Raw genomic sequence first — 24,227 nt, forward strand, 5'->3', positions numbered from 1 at the left:
CTTTGCGAACCCAGGGTTGAACCCGGGGTTCCAGCACCCGATGGCGGGCGCTCCAGCCCTAAGTACAAGCCGGGAGCGGCCTAGGCGTAGGGCCAGGCGCGCTCGAAGCCGTGGGTCCAGTGGGTCATCTCTTCGAGCGTGATGACATATGCCTCGTAGCCGTCCTGCTCATCGATCCAGTCGAGGCCCTCATCTCCCATGACAAAGACGGCGGTCGCATACGCATCGGCCAAACCCAGGTCCGGTCCAAACACGGTAGCACTGAGCATCGCGTTGGCGACTGTGCCGCTGCGGGGGTCGATGATGTGGTCGCCGCGCTCATATTTGGCAGACGTCGCCACTGCGATCGGCCCTGCAAGTCGAACCGTCGTAGCAAGTTTGTCCGACAGGAACGGGTGTCGGATGCCGACGCTCCACGGACGGTCAGGTTCGGGTTGTCCGCCGAGGGCAATGTCACCGGCTGCGTTGATGCAGTAGTTCACCGCCCCCGCATCGACGATGATCCCGGCTGCCCTCTGAACGGCCCATCCCTTGACGAGGCCGGAAGGATCGACGTGGGTACCGTTCGGAGCGGGCACGGCGAACGCGTCGAAGGCGCCGTTTGTGAGGTGGGTGAGTCTCCGACACTCGGACAGAACCTCCTGGATCTCGAGGCTCGCCCCCCGTTCGGTCAGGTCGCCCCGGCCGATCCGTGAGATCGGGCTGTCGAGGTTGTAGGTGCTGAAGGTCTCGTCGACGTGATGTAACCAGGCGATCGCTTCTCGAACGGCATCCAGCGGAGGGGTTGGCGGCCGGATGTCGAAGCTGATTGGCATGCCCATGACGTGCTCGACATGGTGGACTGGCCCGACAGTTTCCATCGCTTTGATCATAGGTTGGTCGCCCCGGCCGATCGGGCTGCATCGATGGCCGATTGCAGGGATGTTTTGTATGCGCGGCTGGTGATCGATGCCCCGGAGATGGTGTCGACGTCGGCGCTCTGAGCGGTCAGAACCCGGGCGCGTAACACCGGAAGGACCTGCTGATTGATCGAGACACTCGTTCGATCGCCGTCCGGGTGAGCGAGCGTAATGACGTCTTCGAGCACGCCATTCTTGAATTCGGCTTGAACCTGAAGTGATCCCCAGCGGGTCGAGACAAGATCACCATCGAACGTGGTCTGGATTGGTGCGACGACGGTTGTCTGAATTGGAGCTGCGACGATGGTTGTCTGAGTCGGCGCTGTGACGATGGTGGAGGGTGAAGCCGCCCCGGTTGCGGTGGCAGGTAGGTCCGGGAGGGTGACCAGGGCAAACTGGTCGATGGCCGGCAAGCTGAGAATCGAAAACGTAAGGGTCAGCACCACCGTCGTGAGCAGACTGAGGGCAAGGCAGAGATGGCGGGCGGCGCCGGCGGCGTGCTTGCGCTTGGCTGGTTGGATCCGGCCGGCCGGGACGACAGAAGCACCCTCAGACCCGGTGGCCCCGTTCAGTGCGGCTTGTTTGGCGGCTTCTGATCGTCGAGCAAGTTGTTCCATGCGTTCGCCGAGTGCCGGGTCGTTGTGAGAATCCGTTGATTGGGGAGGAACGGTTGCGACCGTCATAAACGTATCTAATCACTGCCAGTTAAGTGGCAGCTAAGGATGATTTACGAAGCGCGTGAGACCTATGGGGCAAGCGTTTCTCGGGCCAACCGGGCCAACCGGGCCAACCGGGCCAACCGGCGAAGAGCCCGAGGCGATGGATTGGCTCGACGGAAGGTCATCATGCGGATCAGAGGTTGGTCGCACCCGCTGCTTGGGCTGCATCGATCGCCGACTGCAGAGAAGTTACGTATCCGCGACTGGTGACCGAGGCTCCGGAGATGGTGTCAACGCGGGCGCTTTGAGCCGTCAGGACTTCGGACCGCAACATCGGGAGGGCTTGTTGATTGATGTAGATGCTGGTCCCGCGGTCGTTTGGATAGACAAGGGTGACTACGTCTTCGAGGACCCCGTTCTTGAACTGGGCTTGAACCTGGACCGGACCCCAGCGAGTCCGGACGACGTCACCGTTGAACGTGCTGACGACCGGCGCGGCCACGGTCGTTGGAGTCGAGACGACCGAAGGTGTTGAGCTGGTGGCGACGGATTGTGTAGGGACGGCGGCCAAGGCGAATTGATCGATGCTCGGCAAGCTGAGTATCGAAAAGGCGACCGTCAGAACAGCCGTTGCGAGGAGGCTTAGCGCCAGCGATAGGTAGCGAGCGGATCGGGCGGCGTGCTTGCGTCTGGTCGGGCGGGCCGGGTCGGCAGAGGGGGCATCCGACCCGGTCGCCCTGTTCAAGGCGGCTTCTTTGGCTGCTTTTGAACGTTGAGCAAGTTGTTCCATACGTTCGGCGAGTGCCGGATCGACTGGAGCTTCCGTCGGTTGGGGAGGAACGGTTGTCATGCTCATCACCGGATGTAATCACCACCAGCTTAAAACGAGCTAAGGATGAATTACGAGCGCGTGAGACCTTCAAGGCGATACCAACCAGACGCCGGAAGACCGCATACAGGCCGACGGCGATCGAAGCCACAAACGCCACCCGGAAGGCCAGATATTGCGTGTCGGGGCCGAGTTGGTAGGCGTGGATGAGGGCCAGAGCCGTTCCCAGGATCGAAGTCAGGTGGATGGTCCTCCAGAGCCAGCGGCGGAATCGTTTTTTGGGCCAACTGGTGAAGACCGTTATGGCGAACAGGTAGGCGGCGACCACGCCCCAGGTGATTGGCCACTGCTCGCCAATGGCTGTGTTCGGGATGAAAATCTGGATGAGTCCGATCCCCGAGTCGGGAGTGACATATACGGTGATGAGATGGGCTGCCGTGAAGATGAGCGCGATGCCACCAAGCCAGTTGTGAAGGTCGAGCCACCAGGCTGGTTTGTAGGTGTCGCCAAAGTTGCGGGCCGAAAAGAAGAAGCCCCACACGAGAGCGGCGACTGCCAGCAACGTGGCAACGATGCCGGTCGCCCTGCTCAGATTCAACCAAAGATCGTTCACGCTCGTACCTTCTGGCAACGAGTGCCACTGTACTGGCCTGCCGGTCGCAACGAACCCCTGCCCGCTTTCGTTAACCCCGACCGTTTCGTCCCGAACGTCCGAACCCAGGGTTCAAGCACCCGAAAATGGGCGTTGGGACCCTAGGAACGGATCTAGGTGGCGGCCGGGGGTTGGAAACGCTGCGCCAGTGCCTGGGTGCTTCGGTCGAGGACCATGGCGATCAGCGCAATGGACAAGCCGACCTCGAACCCGTGTCCGTACAGGTTGCGAGTGAGCGCCCGTACTGTTTCGAAGCCGAGTGCGCCGCCGCCGACCAACCCGGCGATGATGACCATGGCGAGGACCATCATGATCACCTGATTGATACCAGCCATGATCGTGGGGGCGGCGAGCGGAATTCGCACGCCGAGCATGGTTTGCACCCGGGTCGCGCCAAACGTTTGGGAAGCTTCGACGCTTTCCGACGGTACGTTTTGAATGCCAAGTGCCGTGATTCGCACGCCAGGGACGATTGCGTAGAGGACCGACGCGATGATGCCTGGCATCGGGCCCAGAGTGAACAGCGTGACGACGGGAATGATATAGACCAAAGACGGAATCGTTTGCAGACCGTCAAGGATTGGGCCTAACACCGCCTCAACCCTGGCGTTGCGGCCAGCCATAATTCCCAGCGGGACAGCGATAAGAATCGCAATAATCACACCGATCATCACCTGAACGACCGTATCGATCGACAGATCCCACATCCCGATCAGTCCAATCGTTGCCATGGCGGCCGCGGTGAACGCGGCGAGCTTTGGCCCGGCGATGCGCCAGACCAGATAGCTGGCCAGGACGATCAGGACCGGCCAGGCCACGGTATCGATAAGGAAACTCCGAACGGGCACAACGATATCCCCTACGACGAAGTCGTTGACCGCGCGGGTGTATTGCGACCAGTTGACTATCGCCCAGTCGACTGCGGTGTCGATCGGATCGAAGATGCGAGTTGTCCATACCGTCGGGAAGGTGTCCCATTCTTTCCAGCGGCCTATGAGTACGCCGGCGACGAGGCTGATGCCCCATGCCAACTTGGCGCTGCGCGACAGGGTCTTGGTGCGATCGCCGTCGGCCAGCGATCTGCCGACCCGGTCGAGGAGCATGGCCACGGCCACGATTGCCAACCCAACGGCGATCCCGCGGCCGGTGGTTCGCTGATTCAGACTCTGCAACACAAGCCCACCGAGGCCTCCGGCGGCCACGAGGGCAGCCAGCACGACGATACCCAGTGCCATCATGATCGTTTGACTGAGCCCTGCCAGGATCGTCGGCATGGCCGTCGGGATCTGTACTTTGAAAAGCGTTTGCCGCTCCGACGCACCGAACATATTGGAGGCTTCGACGGATTGAGCGGGAACTTGTCGGATCCCCAGTGTGGTGAGTCGTACCACGGGGGGCAAGGCGTAAATGATGGTGGCAATTGCGCCGTTGGTTTTGCCGATCCCGAACAGAACCAGCAACGGGAGGAAATAGACGAAGGCCGGGACGGTCTGCATGATGTCGAGGAACGGCCTTAGGGCTGCCTCGACCCGAGGGCGGAACGCGGCCCAGATACCCAGGGGGATGCCGATCACAGCCGAGGCGAACACGGCAAACGACATGAGCGCCAGCGTTTCCAGGGTCGGCTCCCAGAGTCCAACGAGACCCGGATAGATCATTACGGTAGCCGCCACCGTCGCGTCCAGAAAACGACGACGCCGAGCAATCAGAGCAAAGAGGCCGGCGGGGATCACATACCAGGGCAGCCAGGTGAGAATGTCCTCGATCGTGCTGATACCAAAATCGACGGTGTTGGTCAGCGGTGCGAAGAACTGGGTGAAGAGGGGATGGGTCCGCCGATTGAGCTGACCCCAAGCTCCGAGTGAATCGACGGGATCCTTCAGGAAATCGTCGAGCAACGCAGGGAAGGACTCGGTGCTGACCAGCAGTTGAATGGCGACGAGTACCGCCAGTAATACCAGATAGGGGCCGAAGCGATTGAGGATCGTCCCGTCGCTGGTGGGTGCCGTCGTCACGCCTCGTCCATGAGCGTGGCAACGGACTCGCGGTCAACCTGCCCGATCACGAACCCGTCTTCGGTCACGGCAATGGGCATTGGGTCATTGAGCAGCAAGGGAACCAGGGAGTACACCGTGGCACTCGACTCCACGCGGCGAGTTGAATCGCCACCCGAGGTCATGATGTCCCGAGCGGTAAGAACCTTGGCTTTTGGGATGTCTTCGGTGAACTCCCGCACATAGGCGGTTGCCGGATTACGAATAAGCTCGGCCGCCGTGCCGACCTGGTCGAAAGCCCCGTCCTTCATGATGGCAATGCGATCGCCCAGTTTGATGGCCTCTGCGAAGTCATGGGTGATAAAGACGATCGTGCGTTTCATGGTTTCCTGGAGCCGAATGAGTTCGTCCTGCATGTCTCGGCGGATGAGCGGATCCAGTGCCGAGAACGGCTCGTCGAAGAACAAGATCTCCGGGTCGACGCACAACGCTCGGGCGAGTCCTACTCGCTGTTGCATGCCTCCGGACAGCTGCTGAGGATAGTGGTACTCAAACCCGGATAGCCCGACCACGCCCAGTATCTCAAGGGCTCGCTCGTGTCGCTCCGCCTTGGGCACTCCCTGAATTTCGAGGCCGTAGCACGCGTTGTCGATCACCCGGCGGTGTGAAAAGAGACCGAAGTGCTGAAACACCATTGAAAGCTTCTTACGCCGCACCTCACGCAGTTCGGTGGCGTTCATCGCGGTGAAGTCCTCACCGTCGACGGTGACAGTCCCCTTGGTGGACTCGATCAGTCGGGCGACACAGCGTATGAGGGTGGACTTGCCGGATCCGGACAGTCCCATGACCACAAACGTCTCGCCTGGCTTGACCGCGAAGGAGACATCGCGGACTGCAATCGTGCATCCCGTAGCCTCCAAGACGTCCGAGCGACTCTCGCCTGACTCGGCCAACTCGACGGCTCGTTCTGGTTTTGACCCGAATACCTTCCATACGTGCTCGGCAGAAAGAGCGGTCTGATCGGATGGTGCAGGATCGGTCATCGGTCAGTAATGTAGCTCGCGGTCCGTGAGGACCGACCCAATAGGAGGAAAAGAATGAAGAAGTTATTTGCTTTGCTACTCGCCTTGGCGCTTGTAGCGGCTGCCTGTGGCGGTGACGATGCGGTCGAAACAGGTGGCGATGCCACCACCACGACGGTCGCAGCCAGCGGTGACATGGAGACTATTCGACTGGTTGTCAATCCCTGGACGGCTTCGCGCCTTAACGCACTTGTGGCCAAGATCATCATCGAAAAGGAACTTGGCAACCCGGTCGAGCTGGTCGACGTCAACGAGAATGACGCGATGTTCACGGGCCTGACCGATGGTGACCTGGACGCGGTTTTGGAGATTTGGCCGTCGGGCGTCACCGAGGCCGAACAGTCTTACTTTGCTGACGGATCTGCTGTAAACATCGGCGATCTGGGTACGGTTGGAAAGATTGGCTGGTTCGTCCCGAGCTACGTCATCGACGAGCATCCCGAACTCGCCACCTGGGAAGGCTTCAAGGATCCCGCGCTAGCTGCCCTGTTTGCCACCGCCGAAACGGGCGACAATGGCCGTTTCCTCGGCACCGACCCCTCGTACTCGCAGTACGACGAGCAGATCATCACGAACCTCGACTTGCCATTCCAGGTTCAGTTCTCTGGATCGGAACCGGCCACGGTTGCCGAGGTTGAGGCACGCGTAACCGCGGGAGAGCCGATTGTTCTCTACTGGTGGACCCCAACGGCGGCCGTGGCGATGTTCGACCTGGTCAACGTTGAACTCCCCGCCTACAACGACGAATGCGCTGCGTCTGCGGCGGCCGGCGACGGTGGCGTTGACTGCGACTACCCCGAGGATGTCATCTACAAGGCAGCCTCAGGCAAGCTTCAGGCGAAGGATCCTGCGGTATTCACGTTCCTGAGCAACTTCACGATCACGACCGAAGACCAGCTTGCGATGCTGCCGCCGGTTGAGATCGACGGAGACGACCCGGTTGCCGTCGCCCAGAAGTGGGTTGATGACAACGAGGCCGTTTGGAAGGCCTGGCTCCCGTAGATCGAGTGACTGCTGGAACCCTGGGTTCAACCCAGGGTTCCAGCGCCCGTTTTCGGGCGCTCCAGCCCTAGGTTCGGACGGTACGCGTTTGGTTTTCCGGATGTTTTTCGTAGAAGAACGGAAAGACCTGGCCGACTGCGACTCGTTCGCGAACCACTAAGGTTTCGCACGACAAATGAGGAGAGGTGGCCGAGTGGTCGAAGGCGCTCGCCTGCTAAGCGAGTAAGGGGTTTAAACCTCTTCGAGGGTTCAAATCCCTCCCTCTCCGCCAGTCAACGAACCCCGGATTCTGTCCGGGGTTCGTTCGTTTCCGTCCTTGAACGGGTCGGTCCCATCAAGGCGGTGGTCTCGGCGGAGACGGTCTGCCCCCAACAACGGCGCATGCAGTCCAGGATGGGATGGGCCTAGACGATCGACGCGATCCATTCTTCGACCAGGCCTGCCAGCACTGGCAACGTAACCGCCCCGTTCGTCAAGACGGTGTCGTGGAAGCTGCGAATATCGAAGCGGTCACCAAGTCGGTCCTCGGCCATAGACCGCAGTCGTCTGAACTCCCGCTGACCGATCTTGTACGTGAGTGCTTGGCCAGGGAAGCCGATGTACCGATCGACTTCGATTGCCACGGTGTCGTGTTTGATGGGCGTGTTCTCGGTCATGTAGGCGATCGCCTGATCTCGCGACCATCCTTTGGCGTGGATTCCCGTGTCGACGACCAGACGAGCCGCCCGCCAGGCGTCGGCGGCCACCATGCCGATGCGATCGAGGTCACTCTCATAGAGGCCCATTTCGTCGGCGAGACGTTCGGAATACAAGCCCCACCCTTCCGAGTACGCCACAACGAGACCGTATCGGCGGAACATAGGCAGGTCGCCGGCTTCGGCGTTGATGGCGCACTGGAGGTGGTGGCCTGGCACTGCCTCGTGAGCTGCCGTCGCCACCATGTCGAAACGATGGACCGTTTTCGGATTCGCGGTGTTGATGAAATACGTCCCCGGTCGAGAACCATCGGCCGGGGGAGGGAAGTAATAGGCTGGCGGCATATTCGGAGCTAGCGACGCCGGGATTTCTGCCATCTCACACGGTGCTTGAGGGAGATGACCGAACCAGTCGGAGGCCAGTGCTTCGGCTTTCGTAATGACCGTTCGGTTGAACTCCATGAGTTCTTCGGTTGAGTCGAACCGCAGGGTTTCGTCGGTCCTGAGGCGATCAAAGAGAGCGGGGAGCGCCGAAATGCCGAGCGCCGCCTGCCCATACATGGAAAACTCTTCCAGACTGTGCGCCATTTCCTCCAGCCCGATTTCATGGATTTCGTCGGCCGTCAGCGCGACCGTCGTGAAGTCCTTGATGAGGCGTTCGTAGTACTCGGCGCCACCATCGACCCAACTGAGTCCGGCCCGGTCTTGAGAGCGCCCATGCGGTGCGATCTCGTCCCTGATGGTGTCGCGATATTTTTGTATCGCGGGCCGCACCGACGTTTTGACGACGTCGGTCATGGCGGCGATCCAGGCGTCCTTTCCGCTCCACTCGGGGACAACGATATTGATGAAAGGGTCGGTTTCGAGCGAGGAGGCGAGGTAGGTGTCCATTTGGGCAAGGGACCGTTCGATGTTTCCCGTCGGGGAAACCTTCCCCTGTGCCAACCCTTTGAGGTGCCACGCCAAATGCCCTTCGACGAGACCGCCGACTTTGCGGTACCGCTCCAAAAGCATGTTGGCGTGTTCGGGTTGATCCGCCACGGTCATGCTCGATCCGGCGATGAGCATTGAATGAACGCCGAGCATCGGGTCGATGCGGAGCATGAGACCGAGTTCGTCAATGGCCGTTTCGGACGAATCGACCGCGTCAATGAGCATTTGACGGGTGATGCGGTCCTGTTTGGACAAGCTGCCAGGAATGATCGTCTCAGCCTGTCGGGCGACATCGCGCAGCTCGACCATGACCCGGGAAAGACTGTCGGGAGTTACGTCGCTGATCTCGGAATCAAACCGGTGATCACCGTACATCGTGGCGTTTTCCGGAGCGAAGCGCATCTGGAGATCCCAGTACTGGTTTGAGAGTTCGGCGATCCCCACTATGTACACTCCCTGTTGTCTCGCCACCGGTCGTTGCTGTTCGAGCGATACCCGTTCGCAGCGAACGTTCCATAGGCTAATCTGTTGCGCACACGCACCCGTAGCTCAATTGGATAGAGCGTCTGACTACGGATCAGAAGGTTGGGGGTTCAAGTCCCTCCGGGTGTACTAGCGAAACCCCTGCGAGAGCGGGGGTTTTCTCTTTTGGCAGTACTTGGGTGCCTGAGATTTTCTTGGTTGTTTTCTTGGTTCGTTTGACGGAGCCGCCGATATGGCTGGCAGCGGTCGACACGGTGTCGACGGGAGACAGTCTCATTATCTGGGGTGGGCTTCCCGCTTCCTCGGTCGGATCGGAGTACCGCGACCCGTAAGCATCCTCCGCATTCCCTGACCCCCCGAACCTCACCGACCTCATCGCATGCGAATGGAGCTACCACATGACGCAGCGGGTTGGTCGATGACGTTCAAATCGAGCCGGCGAACTGGGAGACGGATCTCTTCGAGGGTGCTCGAGGGACAGATTGAGAGAGGGTTCTGATCACGGCGCATTTGAATCCGTCAACCGCCGAAATGTGGGGTCTCGGCAGAAAAGACGAAAGCCAACAATGCCGGGCCTCTCCGTAGTGAACCTGGTCCCGTGGATTTGGTCCGTGCACACGCTACCAAAATTTTGACATCGTCAGACGAAAAGGCCAGGCAATGCCTGGCCTTTTCTGTTGTCCAGATCTCCCCAAACCCCGAGTATCTCGGATCGGGGGCGCCAATTTGTGGTTTATCGGGTGTGCATCTGCCTATGCAGCCCACCCCTGCACACCCCCTCTCCAACCCCGGTCGCACCGTGTTCTGCCACCGGTGGGGGTGTGCACGGGGTGGGCGTGCCCAGGCAGAGGTGACTCCGGCGCGCGTCCGTTTGGCGTCGATTGCGCCGAGGTCGACCCGGCTCCTCGGACGTACCCGAGCTTCGGGGCTGATGGCGCTGTAGCCTTCGCGAATGTCGTCTCCGAAAGCCGCGCACGGTGGTGAGCCCATTCGGGCGGAGTTGTTCGGCGTCGGGCGGCTCGAAGAGCGTGCCAGAAGCCTGGCCGATGCCCAGGAGGCGACCGTACGACGCGGACGGCTGCAGCACATCTCGAGACGCCTGTCGGACAACGGCGACGTTCTTTTCTCTTCGTATCGGGAACTCGCCGACGCCTCCGGGAGGGAGGCTCTCCTCACCCCCGCTGCGGAATGGCTGGTGGATAACTTCCACCTTGTCGAACGACAACTGCGCGAGATCCGGGAGAACCTCCCATCCTCCTACTACCACGAGTTGCCCAAGCTGAACGATGGTGAACTGGACGGATATCCGCGGGTGTTCGAGATCGCTTGGGTCTTCGTCGCTCACCTCGACAGCCGCTTCGACCCGGAAGCGCTGAGGCGCTTCATCGACGCCTATCAAGAAGTGGAGCCTCTCACGATCGGCGAATTGTGGGCACTCCCTATCACCTTGCGCGTCGTGCTCGTGGAGAACCTGCGGAGATGTACCGAGTCGATCGTCGAGGGCCGAGCACTCCGGCGTGCCGCAGACGACATTGCCGACGGTTTGCTCGGGACTAGCGGAGGTCGGATCGCTGAAGCTCAGGCAGAGCTGGACCGCATCGGTTCGGGCGAGGTTCCCCAACCGTTGGTGGTCCAGCTGATCCGACGGTTGCGGGACCACGATCCAGAGACCACGCCCGGTCTCGGCTGGCTACTCGACCGGCTCGCCGCCGAAGGGACCACCCCTGATGATGTGGTTGCAGAGACGCAGCATCGGCAAGTGGCGACCAACCTCACCGTCCGCAACATCGTGACCAGCTTCCGTTACATCAGCTCCTTCGAATGGGCGAGCTTCGTCGAAGGGGTCAGCCTGGCCGACCGGGCGCTGGCGGCGGACGGCTCATACCGCGAGATGAGTTATGCCACCCGTGACCTTTATCGACACGCCATCGAAGATCTGTCCAAAGGATCGGCCGCATCCGAGCTCGAGGTTGCTGAGGCTGCCCTCGCGCTGGCGGGGGCCGAGGTCACCGATCGACGCCAGCGTGACCCTGGCTTCTACCTTCTGGGCGGGGGCCGGAGTCAGCTCGAAGTCGAGGTTGGGTTCCATCCCGGTGTTGGACTCACCCTGTCTCGACTCGTGAAGAAGAAGGCCACGGCGGCCTACATCGGATCGATCCTGGCGGTGACCGCCCTCGCTCTGGCGCTGCCTCTTCAAGCTATTCAGCCTGCGTGGCCGTGGCGATGGCTGATGGCGTTTCTCGCCCTGATTCCTGCCACCGATGTGGCAATGACCGTGGTCAACAGGGCGGTGGCTTCCCTCGCCCAACCCAAGGAGCTCCCTTCGCTCGCCCTTCCTGACGGCCCCACCGAGGAGTTTCGGACGATGGTGGCGATACCCGCCATGTTGTCGCGTCCGGACCAGGTCGAAGCGCTGGTAGATCGCCTCGAAGTCCATCACCTCGCGGACCCGGAGGGAGAGTTCCATTTCGCGCTTCTGACCGATTGGCGGGACGCCGACGAGTCCGAGGAACCCGACGACGCCGAGCTGCTGGCGGTGGCTGCCCGCGGCGTCGCCCGTCTCAACGAGCGTTACGGCCATGCACCGGGAGGGACCGACCGTTTCCTGCTGTTCCACCGTCGACGCCAGTTCAATCCCAGTGAGGGCCGCTACATGGGGTGGGAACGCAAGCGCGGCAAGCTCCATGAACTCAATCGCCTGCTGCGGGGGGCGACAGACACCAGCTACCTCCCCTGGGGTGGTCGGATGCCACAACGGGTGCGGTACGTGATCGCTCTCGATCAGGACTCGCGGCTGCCCCCAGGCGCGGCCACACGGCTGGTGGCGACGATGGCCCATCCGCTCAACCGGGCTCGGGTGGATGAACCGATGGGACGGGTCGTGGAAGGCTATGGCGTTCTCCAACCTCGGGTGACTGCGTTTCTAGGAGCGGGCGGGACCAGCTTCTTCCAACGGGTGTTCTTTCCTCCGGCTGGAATCGATCCCTACGCGGCAGCCGTCAGCGATGTCTACCAGGACCTGTTCGAAGAGGGTTCCTACGCCGGGAAGGGAATCTATGAGATCGATTCCTTCGAGGCCGCACTGGACGGCCGGATTCCGGAGAACGCTCTCCTCAGCCATGATCTGTTCGAGGGGTCCTTCGCCCGTGCCGGCCTGGTGACCAATGTCGAGGTGTTCGAGGAGTTCCCGAGTCATTATGAGGTGGCGCTCTCTCGGCAACACCGCTGGATCAGGGGCGATTGGCAGCTGCTTCCGTGGATCCTCGGGCGGCGCGGCCCTCTTCCACCGGTGGCTCGACTCAAGATGGTCGACAACCTGCGTCGCAGTCTCTCCAGCCCCGCCGCCCTGCTCACGCTTCTGGCCTCGTTCCTGATCCCGGCTGTGCCGGTGTGGCCGTGGACCGGCTTCATCGTCGTCGCCTTGGCCCTTCCCGCCTTGCTGCCTCTGCTCGAGAGGATGATCCCTCGTCGCACCAGCACGCCGGAGGCGGTTCGCCTGCGGAGATGGTGGGTCGACGCCGCTCGAGTAGCCGGTCGATTCATCTTGCAGGCGGCCTTCCTCGCCCACCAGGCGGTCAGGACCACCGAGGCGATCGTTCTCACCCTCTGGCGGGTGACGGTCTCGCGTCGGAGCATGCTCGAGTGGGTCACCGCCGAAGAAGCCGAGCGCCGATTCTCACTCGATAGGCGTCTCTTCGTCCTTCGCATGGCCCCATCGATGGCGGTCGGCTTGGTCACCGCCCTCGCCGCGGCCATCGTCAATCCAGACGCACTCGTGGCGGCATTGGTCTGGTCGTGGATGTGGGTGGCGGCTCCCTTCGTCGCCCACTGGGCAAGTACCACTCGGCCGGTCAGGGTGGCGGACCCGCCCACCGCCGAGGAACGAGATGAACTACGGCTGATCGCTCGACGCACCTGGCGATACTTCGAACAGTTCGTCACCGAGGAGGAGAACTGGCTGCCGCCGGACAACTACCAGGAGGATGTCGCGGTCATCGCCCACCGAACCTCTCCCACCAACATCGGCCTCTACCTCCTGGCGGTCCTCTCGGCCCGTGAGTTCGGCTGGATCGGGTTGGAGGAGACGGCGTCCCGGCTCGAGTCCACTCTTTCAACCCTCGATGAGATGGAACGGTTCCAGGGCCATTTCTTCAACTGGTACGAAACCGTCACCCTCGAGCCTCTGTCTCCCCTATACGTCTCGACGGTCGACAGCGGCAACCTGGCGGGGCATCTGCTGGCAGTGTCGGAGGGATGCGCCCGGCTCAGGGACCTGGCACCGGGAGCGGAGGTGGCTGCAGGCATCAGGGACGGCGCTCTGCTGATCCGACAGGCTGCCGACGGGATTGCGCTGAAAAGCCAAGCCGAGGTCGTGTCCCCCCGAGATCTGGAGCGAGCCCTGGCCGGATTGCTCGGTTCCCTGGGTGATTCCACCGGGTCAGGATGGCATGTCGGTCCCGGTGGGATCGACGAGGCTTCCATGACGGTTGCCGACATCGCCCTGACCCTGGCCTCTGCCGACGGTACCGACGATCTGGGCATATGGGCCGAAGCCCTCATGGCGACCGTTCATAGCCATGAAGAGGATCGCCGGTTGTTCGACGACCCGGGACGACGACGGCAGATGGAGAGCCGGATGGCCGACCTGGCCGAGAGGGCCGTGGCCCTGGCGGGAGCGATGGACTTCTCATTCCTGTGGAGTCCCTCGAACAAGTTGCTGTCGGTCGGATATCGGGTGCTCGAATTAGCTCTCGACCAGAGTCACTACGACCTGCTGGCCTCGGAAGCGCGTCTTGCCAGCTTCGTTGGGATTGCCAAGGGTGATCTCCCCCCCAGCCACTGGTTTCGGCTCGGGCGCTCGATGACTCCGATGGGAACCGAGGCGGCCCTCATCTCGTGGTCGGGCTCGATGTTCGAATACCTCATGCCGCTCCTGGTGATGCGCTCTCCTCCCGAGAGCGTCCTCGACACCACCTATCGGGCGGTCGTCCGGCGGCAAATCGAGTACGGGAAGGAACGGCAGATCCCGTGGGGGATCTCCGAGTCCGCCTACGCCGCGCGCGACGTCCAACTCACCTATCAATACCGGGCGTTCGGGGTGCCAGGTCTGGGCTTTGAGCGGGGTCTGAGCCAGGATCTCGTGGTCGCCCCCTACGCCACCATGCTCGCGGCGATGGTGGAACCCAGCGAAGCGGTCGACAACCTGCGGCGGCTCGCGGCGATGGGAGCCTTGGGCACCTACGGCTACTACGAAGCGCTCGACTTCACTCCCTCCCGCCGTCCCGACACCGATGGCGCGGTACTGGTGAAGTCCTATATGGCCCACCACCAGGCTATGTCACTCGTGGCCATCACCAACGTCATCTTCGACGGATTCGCCCGGGAACTCTTCCACAGTGAGCCGTCGGTGCAGGCGGCGGAGCTCTTGCTGCACGAACGCGTTCCGCGTGATCTCGAGGTAGCACGCCCGCGGGTCGACGAGGTGGAGGGGGCAGCCCGTCCGCTGGAGGTCGTGGAGGGAGTAATACGCAAGGTGGGCTCGCCACACAGTCGGGTGCCAATCGTCCACCACCTCTCCAACGGCAGGCTCAGCACCGTCATCACTGCCGCCGGTTCCGGATTCAGTCGGTGGCACGGTCTTTCGGTCAACCGATGGCACGAGGACGTGACGCGGGACAACTTCGGCAGCTATGTGTTCATCAAGGACGAAGCCGGTCGTACCTGGTCGGCGGGCTACCAGCCCACCGGCGCCGAGCCCGATGACTACGAGGCGTCGTTCAGCGAGGACAAGGTGGAGATCTCGCGCCGCGATGGAGAGATCTCCACCACACTGACGGTGGTCATCTCGGAGGAAGACGACGCCGAGGTCCGTCGGGTGAGCCTCACCAACTCGGGCTCGGTGGCCAGGGAACTGGAAGTGACGTCCTATGCCGAGTTGGTGCTGGGGCCACCGAGCGCAGACGCCGCTCACCCGGCTTTCTCCAATCTCTTCGTCCAGACCGAGGAGGTGGTCGGTCGCGACGCCATCCTGGCAAGCCGGCGCCCGCGTTCGACGGAAGAAGAGACGATCTGGGCGGGTCATGTGCTGACCGTCACCGGCGAGGTCGTGGGGGGAGCCCAGTACGCCACCGACCGCGCCCGCTTTCTCGGCAGGGGCAATCCGGTCCAGCGGGCAGCGGCGATCGATCGCCCGCTGGCGAACTCGGCGGGTCCGGTGCTCGATCCGATCTTCAGTCTGCGGCGCAAGGTGCGCCTGCCACCGGGTGGCACCGCCTATCTCGACTTCACCACCGTGGTCGCCGGCACGAGGGACGACGTGATCGACCTGATCGACAAGTTCTCCGACTCGGCGTCGTTCGAGAGGACGCTGACGCTCGCATGGACTCAGGCCCAGGTCCGACTCCACCACTTGCGGATCGAACCCGAACATGCCCAAGTCTTCCAACAGCTCGGCGGCAGCCTCATCTACTTCGATCCGACTCTGGCGGCGCCGGGGCGCCGGGCCGCTCCAGCTACGAGCCAGACAACCCTGTGGCGGCACGGCATCTCGGGAGATCTGCCGATCGTGCTGGTCAGGATCGATCAGCCCGAGGAGCGGGGGCTGATCCGAGACCTCCTGCGCGCACAGGAGTATTGGAGGATGAAGGGGCTGTTCGCCGATCTCGTGGTCATCAACGAGAAGCCGGGCTCCTACGCCCAGGATCTGCGGGACGCCATCGAGGAGTTGATCCGGGAGCGTGGGCGCCAGGTGGGCCAGGCGTCGGATGGAGGAGTCTTCGTCCTCGACGGGCCTCTCCTTGCAGGTGAGGATCGGTTCGCGCTCCAATCCTCGGCGCGCGCCGTGTTGCTGAGCCACCGCGGAACCATCGCCGACCAGTTGGCCCTCCGCCCGCCTCTCGCCGGGCGGAAGCCCGTTGTGGCGAAGGTCACCGCGGCGGTGGGACAGACGGGGGGAGCAACCCCTCGGCTCGATCTCGAGTTCCACAATGGTGTCGGCGGCTTCGCCGCCGGGGGCACCGAGTACGTCGTGGTGTTGGGCGAGGATCAATGGTCCCCTGCCCCGTGGATCAATGTGGTCGCCAACTCCCGTTTCGGGTTCTGCGTCTCGGAGTCGGGATCCGGATTCAGCTGGTCGGAGAACAGCCGCGAGAATCAACTCACACCCTGGTCCAACGATCCGGTCACCGACCCCCCGGGCGAGGTGCTCTACGTCCGGGACGAGGATAGCGGTGAGGTGTGGGGACCCACTGCGCTGCCGATCCGTGACAACGATCCCTACCTTGCCCGCCACGGGCCCGGTTTCTCAGAATTCGAACACACCTCCCGGGGGATTGCGCTCCACCTCCATCAGACGGTGCCGCTGGATGGCTCGATCAAACTCTCCCGCCTGCGTCTGCGCAACCTCAGCGGCCGTCGCCGGCGTCTCTCGGTCACTGGATACGTCGAGTGGGTGCTCGGAACCACCAGATCGGTGCCGAAGATGCAGATCGTCACCACGCGGGACGAGGCGACCGGGGCCGTTTTCGCTCGCAATCCGTGGAACGAGGATTTTGGGGAACGAGTGGCCTTCGCCGACTTCGGCACCGCCGACGAGCTGACAGCAGACCGCACCGAGTTCCTCGGACGGCACGGTAGCGTCGATCGCCCTGCCGCGCTGCAGCGGAGCCACCGGCTGTCGGGGCGGGTAGGGGTGGGTCTCGACCCCTGTGCTGCCATCCAGCGGCACGTGACGCTGGCACCCGACGAAGAGGTCGAGTTGCGATTCCTGCTGGGCCAAGGCGACGACGAGACCGAAGCCCGCTCGCTGATCGAACGCTTTCGCCTGGCTGACGCCCAGGTGCTCGCCGGCGAAGTGGCCAAGAACTGGGGCGACGTTCTCGGGACCGTGCAAGTGAAGAGCCCCGACCGCTCGTTCGACGTGATGATCAACCACTGGCTTCTCTATCAGACCATGGCCTGCCGAGTGATGGCCCGGTCAGCGTTCTATCAGGCGGGAGGGGCATACGGCTTCCGTGACCAACTACAGGACGTGATGGCGCTGACGGTCCCGATGCGTGGCGTGACCCGTGAGCACTTGCTGCGGGCGGCCGCCCATCAGTTCGAAGAAGGCGACGTCCTCCATTGGTGGCACGAACCCTCCGGGAAGGGTGTCCGAACCCGCATCTCCGACGACTACCTGTGGCTCCCCTACGCCGTGGCCCACTACGTCGAGGTGACGGGCGATGAAGAGGTCCTCGCGGCGGAGGTTCCCTACATCTGTGGTCCGCCGCTGGAGCCGGGCCAAGACGAGCTCTACTTCGCCCCTGAGACCTCAAACGTGCACGGCACGCTGTTCGATCACTGCCGACGGGCGCTCGATCGGGCGCTCTCCCTGATCGGGAGCCGCGGCCTCCCCTTGATCGGGACAGGTGACTGGAACGACGGTCTCAATCGTGTCGGGAGGGAAGGGAGGGGAGAGAGCGTATGGCTCGGCTGGTTCCTCGATGCAAACTTGCGACGCTTCGCCGACATCGCCGAGGGATCGCAGCAGATCAACCTGGCGGCTGCCTGGCGGGAGGCGGCGGAAGGGCTCCGCCAGAGTCTCGAAGCCGAGGCGTGGGATGGCGATTGGTACCGACGGGCCTTCTTCGACGATGGGACCCCGCTCGGTTCGTCGACCAATCCCGAATGCCGAATCGACTCGATCGCCCAATCCTGGTCAGTGATCCACGGCGGAGCGCCCGACGAGCGCGCACGGCGGGCGATGGCCTCGGTCGAAGAGTATCTCGTACGGCGCGGCGACGGCTTGGTGCTCCTCTTCACACCGCCATTCGACAACTGGGACATCGATCCCGGCTACATCAAGGGCTACCTTCCGGGCGTTCGCGAGAACGGTGGTCAGTACACCCACGCCGCTATTTGGAGCGTTATCGCGTTTGCCACCCTCGGTGATGGAGACCGGGCTGGCGAGTTGTTCGGACTGCTCAACCCGATCAACCACACCAGCACCCGCTCCGGAATTTACCGGTATCGCGTGGAGCCTTATGTGGCGGCAGCAGATGTGTACTCGGAGCTGCCCCACGTCGGGCGTGGCGGCTGGACCTGGTACACGGGGTCGGCAGGCTGGATGTATCGGGCGGGAGTGGAGTGGATTCTCGGGTTCCGGTTGAGCGGAACCCGCCTCTCCATCGATCCCTGCATTCCACGCGCCTGGCCAGGGTTCGACATCACGTTCCGATACCACTCGTCGGTATATGAGATCGAGGTTCTCAACCCCAACAGCAAGTCCACGGGCGTGGTCGAGTTGAGCTTGGACGGAGCAACCCTAGATCCCGGCTCTGAGCTCGATCTGGTCGACGACGGCGACACCCACCAGGTGCGGGTCGTCCTCGGTTGACCTGTCACCGCGGTTCGCGGTGGGTCTATGAGGCTCGTCGCCACCGGCGTACCTGCGGCGTGCGAGCTCGAAAACAGCAGGGCCATCAACAACATGGATATCCACGGGCCGGGCCCTCCTCGATCGTTCGAGCGAAATCTGATACCGAACCGTCGTTAAAGTCTGCTGGGTTTCTTGGTTTCGTTCTTGGTCGATTCCCAAAACGGAAGTTCTCAAAGGGTCTTTGGTAGTCGGGAGAAACGGGGTCGCATTTCGTAACAGTCCCATTGTGTAACACATTTTGGGGTCAAAGGCCGCATGGTCAGGGCGCTTTCGAGGGGTCGGTTGTGACTACGGATCAGAAGGTTGGGGGTTCAAGTCCCTCCGGGTGTACCACACGAAACCCCTGCGAGAGCGGGGGTTTCGCTACGTCAAGAGTTCGGTGGCCGGCCGGTGTTGCCGTGGTGGGAGCCATTCTCGGGAGCCTCCGTCGTTCGACAATCGAGCCGAACAATCAACTGATTTTCGCGCCACTTACGATCGTGTCATCCGGACAGCGGCAGAGCGCGAGCACCCAGTGCTGCTGCTGCGTGAGTGGAGCAGTTCGGCGGGATCCCTCGAGCCAACCGCCTGTAGTTGCAGTTCAGGACTCGGTTTGCCATGAAGTTAACCGATGAAGCCATCTAGTCGACAGCGTCGGCCGTCTCCTTGGATGAGAGAACGTCGAAGTTTCAGGCCCAGGCCGGCCGAATCAAGTTCGACGTGGTGGCGCGAGAACGAAAGCGGGAACCACGCACTGGATGGATCGCAGATGAGTTCTCCCATGGGACGGATCACCTGTCGGAGGACTCCATCACCTGCTCGAGCACGATTGCACGGGTCGGGCAGGCCGCTGCCACCTCTCGAAGCAAGTCTTCGTCGACCGTGCTCGGGTCGAGCAGTTCCGGCTTCAGAAAGTCTCCCTGTCGCCACTGAAGTGCGGAGGGGGCAAGCACGATGCAGGTTCCGGCACCGATGCAACGGCGACGATCGATGATAAGTCTCACCGCCACGTCACACCCGCCTTGATCGCGTACTCGATCGCCTCGGTCTCGGATGCCACGCCGAGTTTGGATAGCAGGTCGGAGATCTCGTCCTCGGTCGCTCCATGGTCAACGGACCCGGAAGTGATCGCTCGGAGCAATTCCACCTCAGGGTCCGCCAAACCCACCGCTCCCTCACCCGAGCTGAAGTCAGAAATCTCGAAACCGACCAACTGGGCAAGTTCGTTATGCGCATCGACGGCAAACCACTTCGTCTTGATTTCCGGGTTGATCATGTTCATGCTGAGGTAGCCGAGTCCCTGGGCAATCTGATGTGCAAGGGCGTCAGCTTCGGGTGCCTGCTGACCGATCAGCACGCGGCCGGCTGCCCAGAGCACGTTCACGAAGTGGAGAATATGTGTGAGGCCGTCAAGGGTTGAGAGGGCGATCCTGGATTCATCGGCAGCATCCTCGGGACGGTCCTCAGCGTCGGCGACAACCGCCAGAACCGCATGGGCGACGGCCTCCCATGGAAGATTGCCAGGCAGCGGCCTGATGGCATCGAGCGTGGCCCCGGCAGACGACCGCGCTCGATCCAAGAGGGCTGCATCACCTGTCGTGGCCCAGAGTTTGCAGGTCTCGATGGCGAGTGCGCAATATGCCTCCGCCCGTGCAGCCGGGCTCTTGGTGCCGGCCAGTTCGGCGGCTCGCTCGAAGTGATCGCGCAGCCCTTCGCCATCGCCGTGAGCAGCTGCACATGCACCGCGCCACATCTCCATCCGGCGAGCCATCGAGGTACTCGGAACCGTCATTGCCGCCGTGGCCGCTCGTTCCAACCACGCATTGGAGTCATCTACCGCGCCGTACGATGCGTACGTCATCGACATGCCACCGGCCGCCAGCGTCTCCAGCCACCGATCACCTATCCCCCTCGCCGCCTCGAAAGCCTCACGGCCTCGTTCGAGGGCCAGATCAGGCTGCGCGTTGAGGCGGGCATAGGTGTGGATGCTGTAGAGCATGAGAGCATCCTCTTTGGCACGCTGGCTGTCGGTGACGGCGCCTTCACGACTGTTGTGGAGTGCCCGAATGTGTTCGATCCGACCCGCCATGCCGTGAGCTGTCGGGTCCGTGACGTGGGCGTAGGCCATCGAGATCAGAGCGGACATCGCGCCCCGCTGATCCCCGATCTCCTCGAAGATCTTGAAGGCCTGCTCGGCCAGTTGCTTCGCTTCGGAGAACAACGTGGGTCCCATGGCGAGGATCTCGAACTTGGATGTCCCCTCCTGCACGGCGGCAAGGGCGGTCTGTCGTCCCCTTCCCCCTGCGATGACGGCAAGCTCGCGCAGGGCGGTGGCTTCGGCAGCCCGTGAGCCCGTCTCGCGTGCCAGCTCCAGAGCCCTGGCATAGGCGTCTTGGGGCAGATTGAGATCGATCTCGGTGAAGGGCCAATACGCCTCGCCGATCGCACTTCTCGTCAGAGCCTGGCCGAGTTCCAGGCATGCCTCGAACTCGAGGTCGAGGTCGCCGAGCTCAACGGCGGTCTCGCGTACGGTAGTCGCCAACTCGATGGCGGCGTCGAAGTCCTCGATCGCCCGCGAGGCCGAAGCCCTTCGCAGCCTGACCTCCGATTCGAGCTCAGGAGAGGTGATTGCACCCGTCAACGCACTCATCTCGGCAAGGTTTGCGATACGTTCCATACCCCGGTCGAGAGTGTCGAGGGCGTCGTCTTTGACCCTGAGCATCTCGATCCGGTCCGCAGGGTCGGATGCTGCCGGGAGTGTGGCGTCGATGAGGCGGATGCTCTCCTCTGGCGCCGACGCTGAGAGGGCTGACTTGGCAGCCGCGACCGCACACGACACGGCCTTCTGGTTGTCGCCGGCTTTCATCGAGTGGTAAGCAAGCATCGACAAGTCCGCCTCGCCTTCCCGTGAGGCAAGGACCTCGGTGATCGCTCCATGGATGGCCTGTCGGCGACGGCGTGGTATGTCATCGAGGAGCGCGGCTCGGATCTGATCGTGGGAGAACGAGAAGTCATACTCCGCGTCGTCCGGCTCTTCGATGATCAACCCCAGCTGGACGGCCATGTCGAGCTCTTCGGCGAGGTCCCACTCGGGTTTTTCGTCCTCATGCCTGACGTTTGCGAGGACCGGAGCCAGGACCGAAAGCTTGAACCTTCTTCCCAGTACCCCTGCGTCTGCCAGGAGACCACGGCAGTCCTCCGACAATTGTGCGAGGCGTCGCTCGATGAGGGACTGGATCGACGAGGGAACCGCCGGTCCACTCAAACGTGTCATCCTCCAGGTTCCGTCCATCAGTTGGAGAGCATCCGCTCCGCGGTATGCACGAGCGAGCTCCTCGATGAAGAAGGGCACCCCTTCTGATCGGGCATGGAGACTCTGCACAGTCTGTTCGTCGACGGGGAAACCGAGGACGTTCTCGAGCAACTCAGCCGTCTCTGCGCGGGTGAATCGCTCTAGGCGCATCACTTGCGTGACCCGCATCCGATCAAGGTCAGCGATGAGTTTGCCTGCCCCGGAGGACGCCTCTGCGTAGGGGCGGATCGTGATCAGGAGAAAGATCGGTGCGGTCGGCAAAGTCCTCACGAGATAGCGGATCAGCTGGATGCTGTCCTCATCGGCCCACTGCAGGTCGTCGAACAGCAGAGCGACGGGACGATCCTCGGTGAGTGCCGAGAACGCAGATGTGACTTCGTCGAAGATGCGAAGCATCCGCTCCTGTGGAGAGAGGCCCTCGCCGCTGGCGGACCTGCCGCTGATCGCATCCTGCGCCCGATCGAGGGGTTCGAGGGCCATTGCCTCGCGCGCAATGGCAGCCATCCGTGGGGAACTGAGCAGGGATCGGAAGAGGAGGTACGGACCCCTGAGTTCTTCGTCCGCGGTCACGTCGAGCGTCACGTAGTTGTTTTTTGCTGCACGCGCGAGATCGACGGTGGCCTCGAGCATCCTCGTCTTGCCTATCCCCGCCTCACCTTCCAACACGACGGCACGCAGGCCGGTTCCTGGGGCCGCCTCGAGTTGCTCGGTGATGACGCGCTGCTCCTTCGTCCGCCCCACAACCGGACCCTCGGACCGTGGGGTCGCGGGATCGAAGGCTGCTGCGGATGCCTCCTTGACTGAGCGGCTCGGGCGATCACCCTCAGCCTCCTTCTCCCTCCAGAGGACCTCGTAGAGACGCCATCGGTCTGGGAATCCTTTCAGCCAGAACAGCCCTCTGTCGACCACCTTGGTCTTCCCGAGCGAGCCCGCAAGATCGGACACGATCTGCGATACGAGAATCTGACCACCCTGTGCCTTGGCGGCGACGCGCGCAGCCGCGTGGACCGCGGTGCCGTGGGCCTCACCTTCACCGTGGGTGACATCCCCGCTGTTGAGACCCATCCGCACCGATATCGCCCTCTGCGGGTTGGCGCTGTTGTGCTCCTCGATGGCCCGTTGGATCGACACGGCCGTTTCAATGGCGTGACTCGCGGAGGAAAAGAGAGCCATGAACCCGTCCCCGAGCCCCTTGATGTCGGTGCCGCCACCAGCCTCGAGGCGCGATCGCACCAGCTGGTCATGCTCCTTGAAGACTTCGTTGGCCAGAATGTCACCGAGGCGAACTCGCAGGTCGGTCGAGCCCTCCAGGTCGGTGAAGAGAATCGTTCGTGTGCCATGCGAAAAGTCGGTGTCGGTCTGAGTCATTGTGGTCCTCGATATGTCGAAGCAACCATACCCTCCCGGATTCGGTTCCGCCGCCAGTGTGACCCCGTTGGTGTCGGGTAACGCGCGCAGTTGCGGCAATAGAGCGCATTGCATTGATCTCATCCTGGATCCGCCAATCTGCTCCCGGCCAGATGTCCCGCGCCGTGGGCCGCCGCCGAAGCCAGCGTCTCTGCTCCGCGGGGCTTGTCAGTGCTCTGGCCGGGAGCCAAGTTGGGAGCCATTCGCCCTGGACTTGTATGGACGGCTCGGACGCCGGTGGACAAGGAAGCCTTTCGTTCCGGGCTGTGTGGACGGCTGCGGACGCCCGTGGACAGGGCTTCGAGATCTACGGATCGGAAGGTTGGGGGTTCAAGTCCCTCCGGGTGTACCAGCGAAACCCCTGCGAGAGTGGAGTTTCTCTTTTGGCCGCAATTGGGCGCCTGCGATTTTCTTGGTTGTTTTCTTGGTGTTTTCTTGGTTCGTTGGCTGATCCGCCCGCAGACCTCGCATGACTCTTGGCAACATGCAGGCGGTGCCCGAGGTAGAACAACTATCACCTGGGCGCCTCCGCAAGCAACCATCGGCCCAGACCAACAACAAGAACCGAAACCTCACGTGTCAACGATGTGGAAAATGCTGCGATTCCAATAAAGGCGATCGTAGCGGGCTTCTCCAAAAGGCTCGAGTATGCCGAGGTTCACCAGGGCTGCAATTGCGTTTCGATTCGCTTGATTGGATCGACCGTATCTACCTTGTGCCGACGCAACGCTGATTAGCGGAAATGCGATAATGTCGTCAGCGATCTCCAGAGCAAGTCGAGCTCGGGGAAGTTCACTACGGACCTTATCGCTGATCTCGCTTCGCAATTCAAGCAGTTTCATGATCCGATCGTGACCGGATCTCGCCTCAGCCGATACAGCC

At 62.4% G+C, this 24,227-nt stretch carries 12 protein-coding genes and 2 tRNA genes; 4 read left to right on the plus strand and 10 right to left on the minus strand.

What is annotated here, in order from left to right:
- Positions 1-80: 80 nt before the first annotated feature.
- From JJE47_18160 to JJE47_18185, 6 genes are all read right to left on the minus strand, one after another.
- The gene (locus tag JJE47_18160) at positions 81-860 is read right to left on the minus strand and encodes an FAD:protein FMN transferase (protein MBK5269351.1); all 780 of its coding nucleotides are present in this window, start codon (positions 858-860) and stop codon (positions 81-83) included.
- A gap of 8 nt (positions 861-868) precedes the next feature.
- Positions 869-1,582 (minus strand): FMN-binding protein, encoded by a 714-nt coding sequence (locus JJE47_18165; protein MBK5269352.1) that lies wholly within the window; start codon positions 1,580-1,582, stop codon positions 869-871.
- 169 nt (positions 1,583-1,751) lie between these two features.
- Positions 1,752-2,060, minus strand: coding sequence for an FMN-binding protein (locus tag JJE47_18170; GenBank protein ID MBK5269353.1), 309 nt, complete (start codon positions 2,058-2,060; stop codon positions 1,752-1,754).
- Positions 2,026-3,000 carry a ferric reductase-like transmembrane domain-containing protein gene (locus tag JJE47_18175; GenBank protein ID MBK5269354.1) on the minus strand — a complete coding sequence of 325 codons (975 nt, stop codon included), beginning with the start codon at positions 2,998-3,000 and terminating at the stop codon, positions 2,026-2,028. Before JJE47_18175 ends, JJE47_18170 begins: the two co-directional genes overlap by 35 nt.
- A 152-nt stretch (positions 3,001-3,152) precedes the next feature.
- Positions 3,153-5,054 carry an ABC transporter permease subunit gene (locus JJE47_18180; GenBank protein ID MBK5269355.1) on the minus strand — a complete coding sequence of 634 codons (1,902 nt, stop codon included), beginning with the start codon at positions 5,052-5,054 and terminating at the stop codon, positions 3,153-3,155.
- On the minus strand, positions 5,051-6,076 hold the full coding sequence (locus tag JJE47_18185; protein MBK5269356.1) for a glycine betaine/L-proline ABC transporter ATP-binding protein: 1,026 nt from the start codon (positions 6,074-6,076) through the stop codon (positions 5,051-5,053). The genes JJE47_18180 and JJE47_18185 overlap by 4 nt, the downstream gene beginning before the upstream one ends.
- Positions 6,077-6,130: 54 nt before the next feature.
- On the opposite strand from JJE47_18185, the gene JJE47_18190 reads away from it, so the two are divergent.
- A complete protein-coding gene (locus JJE47_18190) occupies positions 6,131-7,117 on the plus strand; it encodes a hypothetical protein (protein MBK5269357.1) in 987 nt (328 codons plus the stop codon).
- A gap of 179 nt (positions 7,118-7,296) precedes the next feature.
- Positions 7,297-7,388: transfer RNA gene (locus JJE47_18195), tRNA-Ser, on the plus strand.
- Positions 7,389-7,521: 133 nt separating this feature from the next.
- On the opposite strand, the gene JJE47_18200 is transcribed toward JJE47_18195, so the two are convergent.
- Positions 7,522-9,189: a DUF885 domain-containing protein gene (locus JJE47_18200; GenBank protein MBK5269358.1), complete on the minus strand. Its 1,668-nt coding sequence runs from the start codon at positions 9,187-9,189 to the stop codon at positions 7,522-7,524.
- 94 nt (positions 9,190-9,283) lie between these two features.
- Between JJE47_18200 and JJE47_18205 the strand changes: the two genes are divergently transcribed.
- Positions 9,284-9,357: transfer RNA gene (locus tag JJE47_18205), tRNA-Arg, on the plus strand.
- Positions 9,358-10,180: 823 nt separating this feature from the next.
- Complete coding sequence (locus JJE47_18210) at positions 10,181-18,604, plus strand: DUF3131 domain-containing protein (protein ID MBK5269359.1); 8,424 nt, start codon at positions 10,181-10,183, stop codon at positions 18,602-18,604.
- Between the two features lie 812 nt (positions 18,605-19,416).
- Here the strand turns inward: JJE47_18210 and JJE47_18215 are convergent.
- The 3 genes from JJE47_18215 to JJE47_18225 form a co-directional block, all read right to left on the minus strand.
- Positions 19,417-19,635 (minus strand): ferredoxin, encoded by a 219-nt coding sequence (locus tag JJE47_18215; protein ID MBK5269360.1) that lies wholly within the window; start codon positions 19,633-19,635, stop codon positions 19,417-19,419.
- Positions 19,626-23,306, minus strand: coding sequence for an AAA family ATPase (locus tag JJE47_18220; GenBank protein ID MBK5269361.1), 3,681 nt, complete (start codon positions 23,304-23,306; stop codon positions 19,626-19,628). Before JJE47_18220 ends, JJE47_18215 begins: the two co-directional genes overlap by 10 nt.
- Positions 23,307-23,917: 611 nt before the next feature.
- Positions 23,918-24,187, minus strand: a complete 270-nt coding sequence (locus JJE47_18225; GenBank protein ID MBK5269362.1) for a hypothetical protein — start codon at positions 24,185-24,187, stop codon at positions 23,918-23,920.
- Between the last annotated feature and the right edge of the window lie 40 nt (positions 24,188-24,227).

Source organism: Acidimicrobiia bacterium, assembly GCA_016650365.1.
In the GTDB taxonomy this organism is placed as follows: Bacteria; Actinomycetota; Acidimicrobiia; order Spongiisociales; family JAENVV01; genus JAENVV01.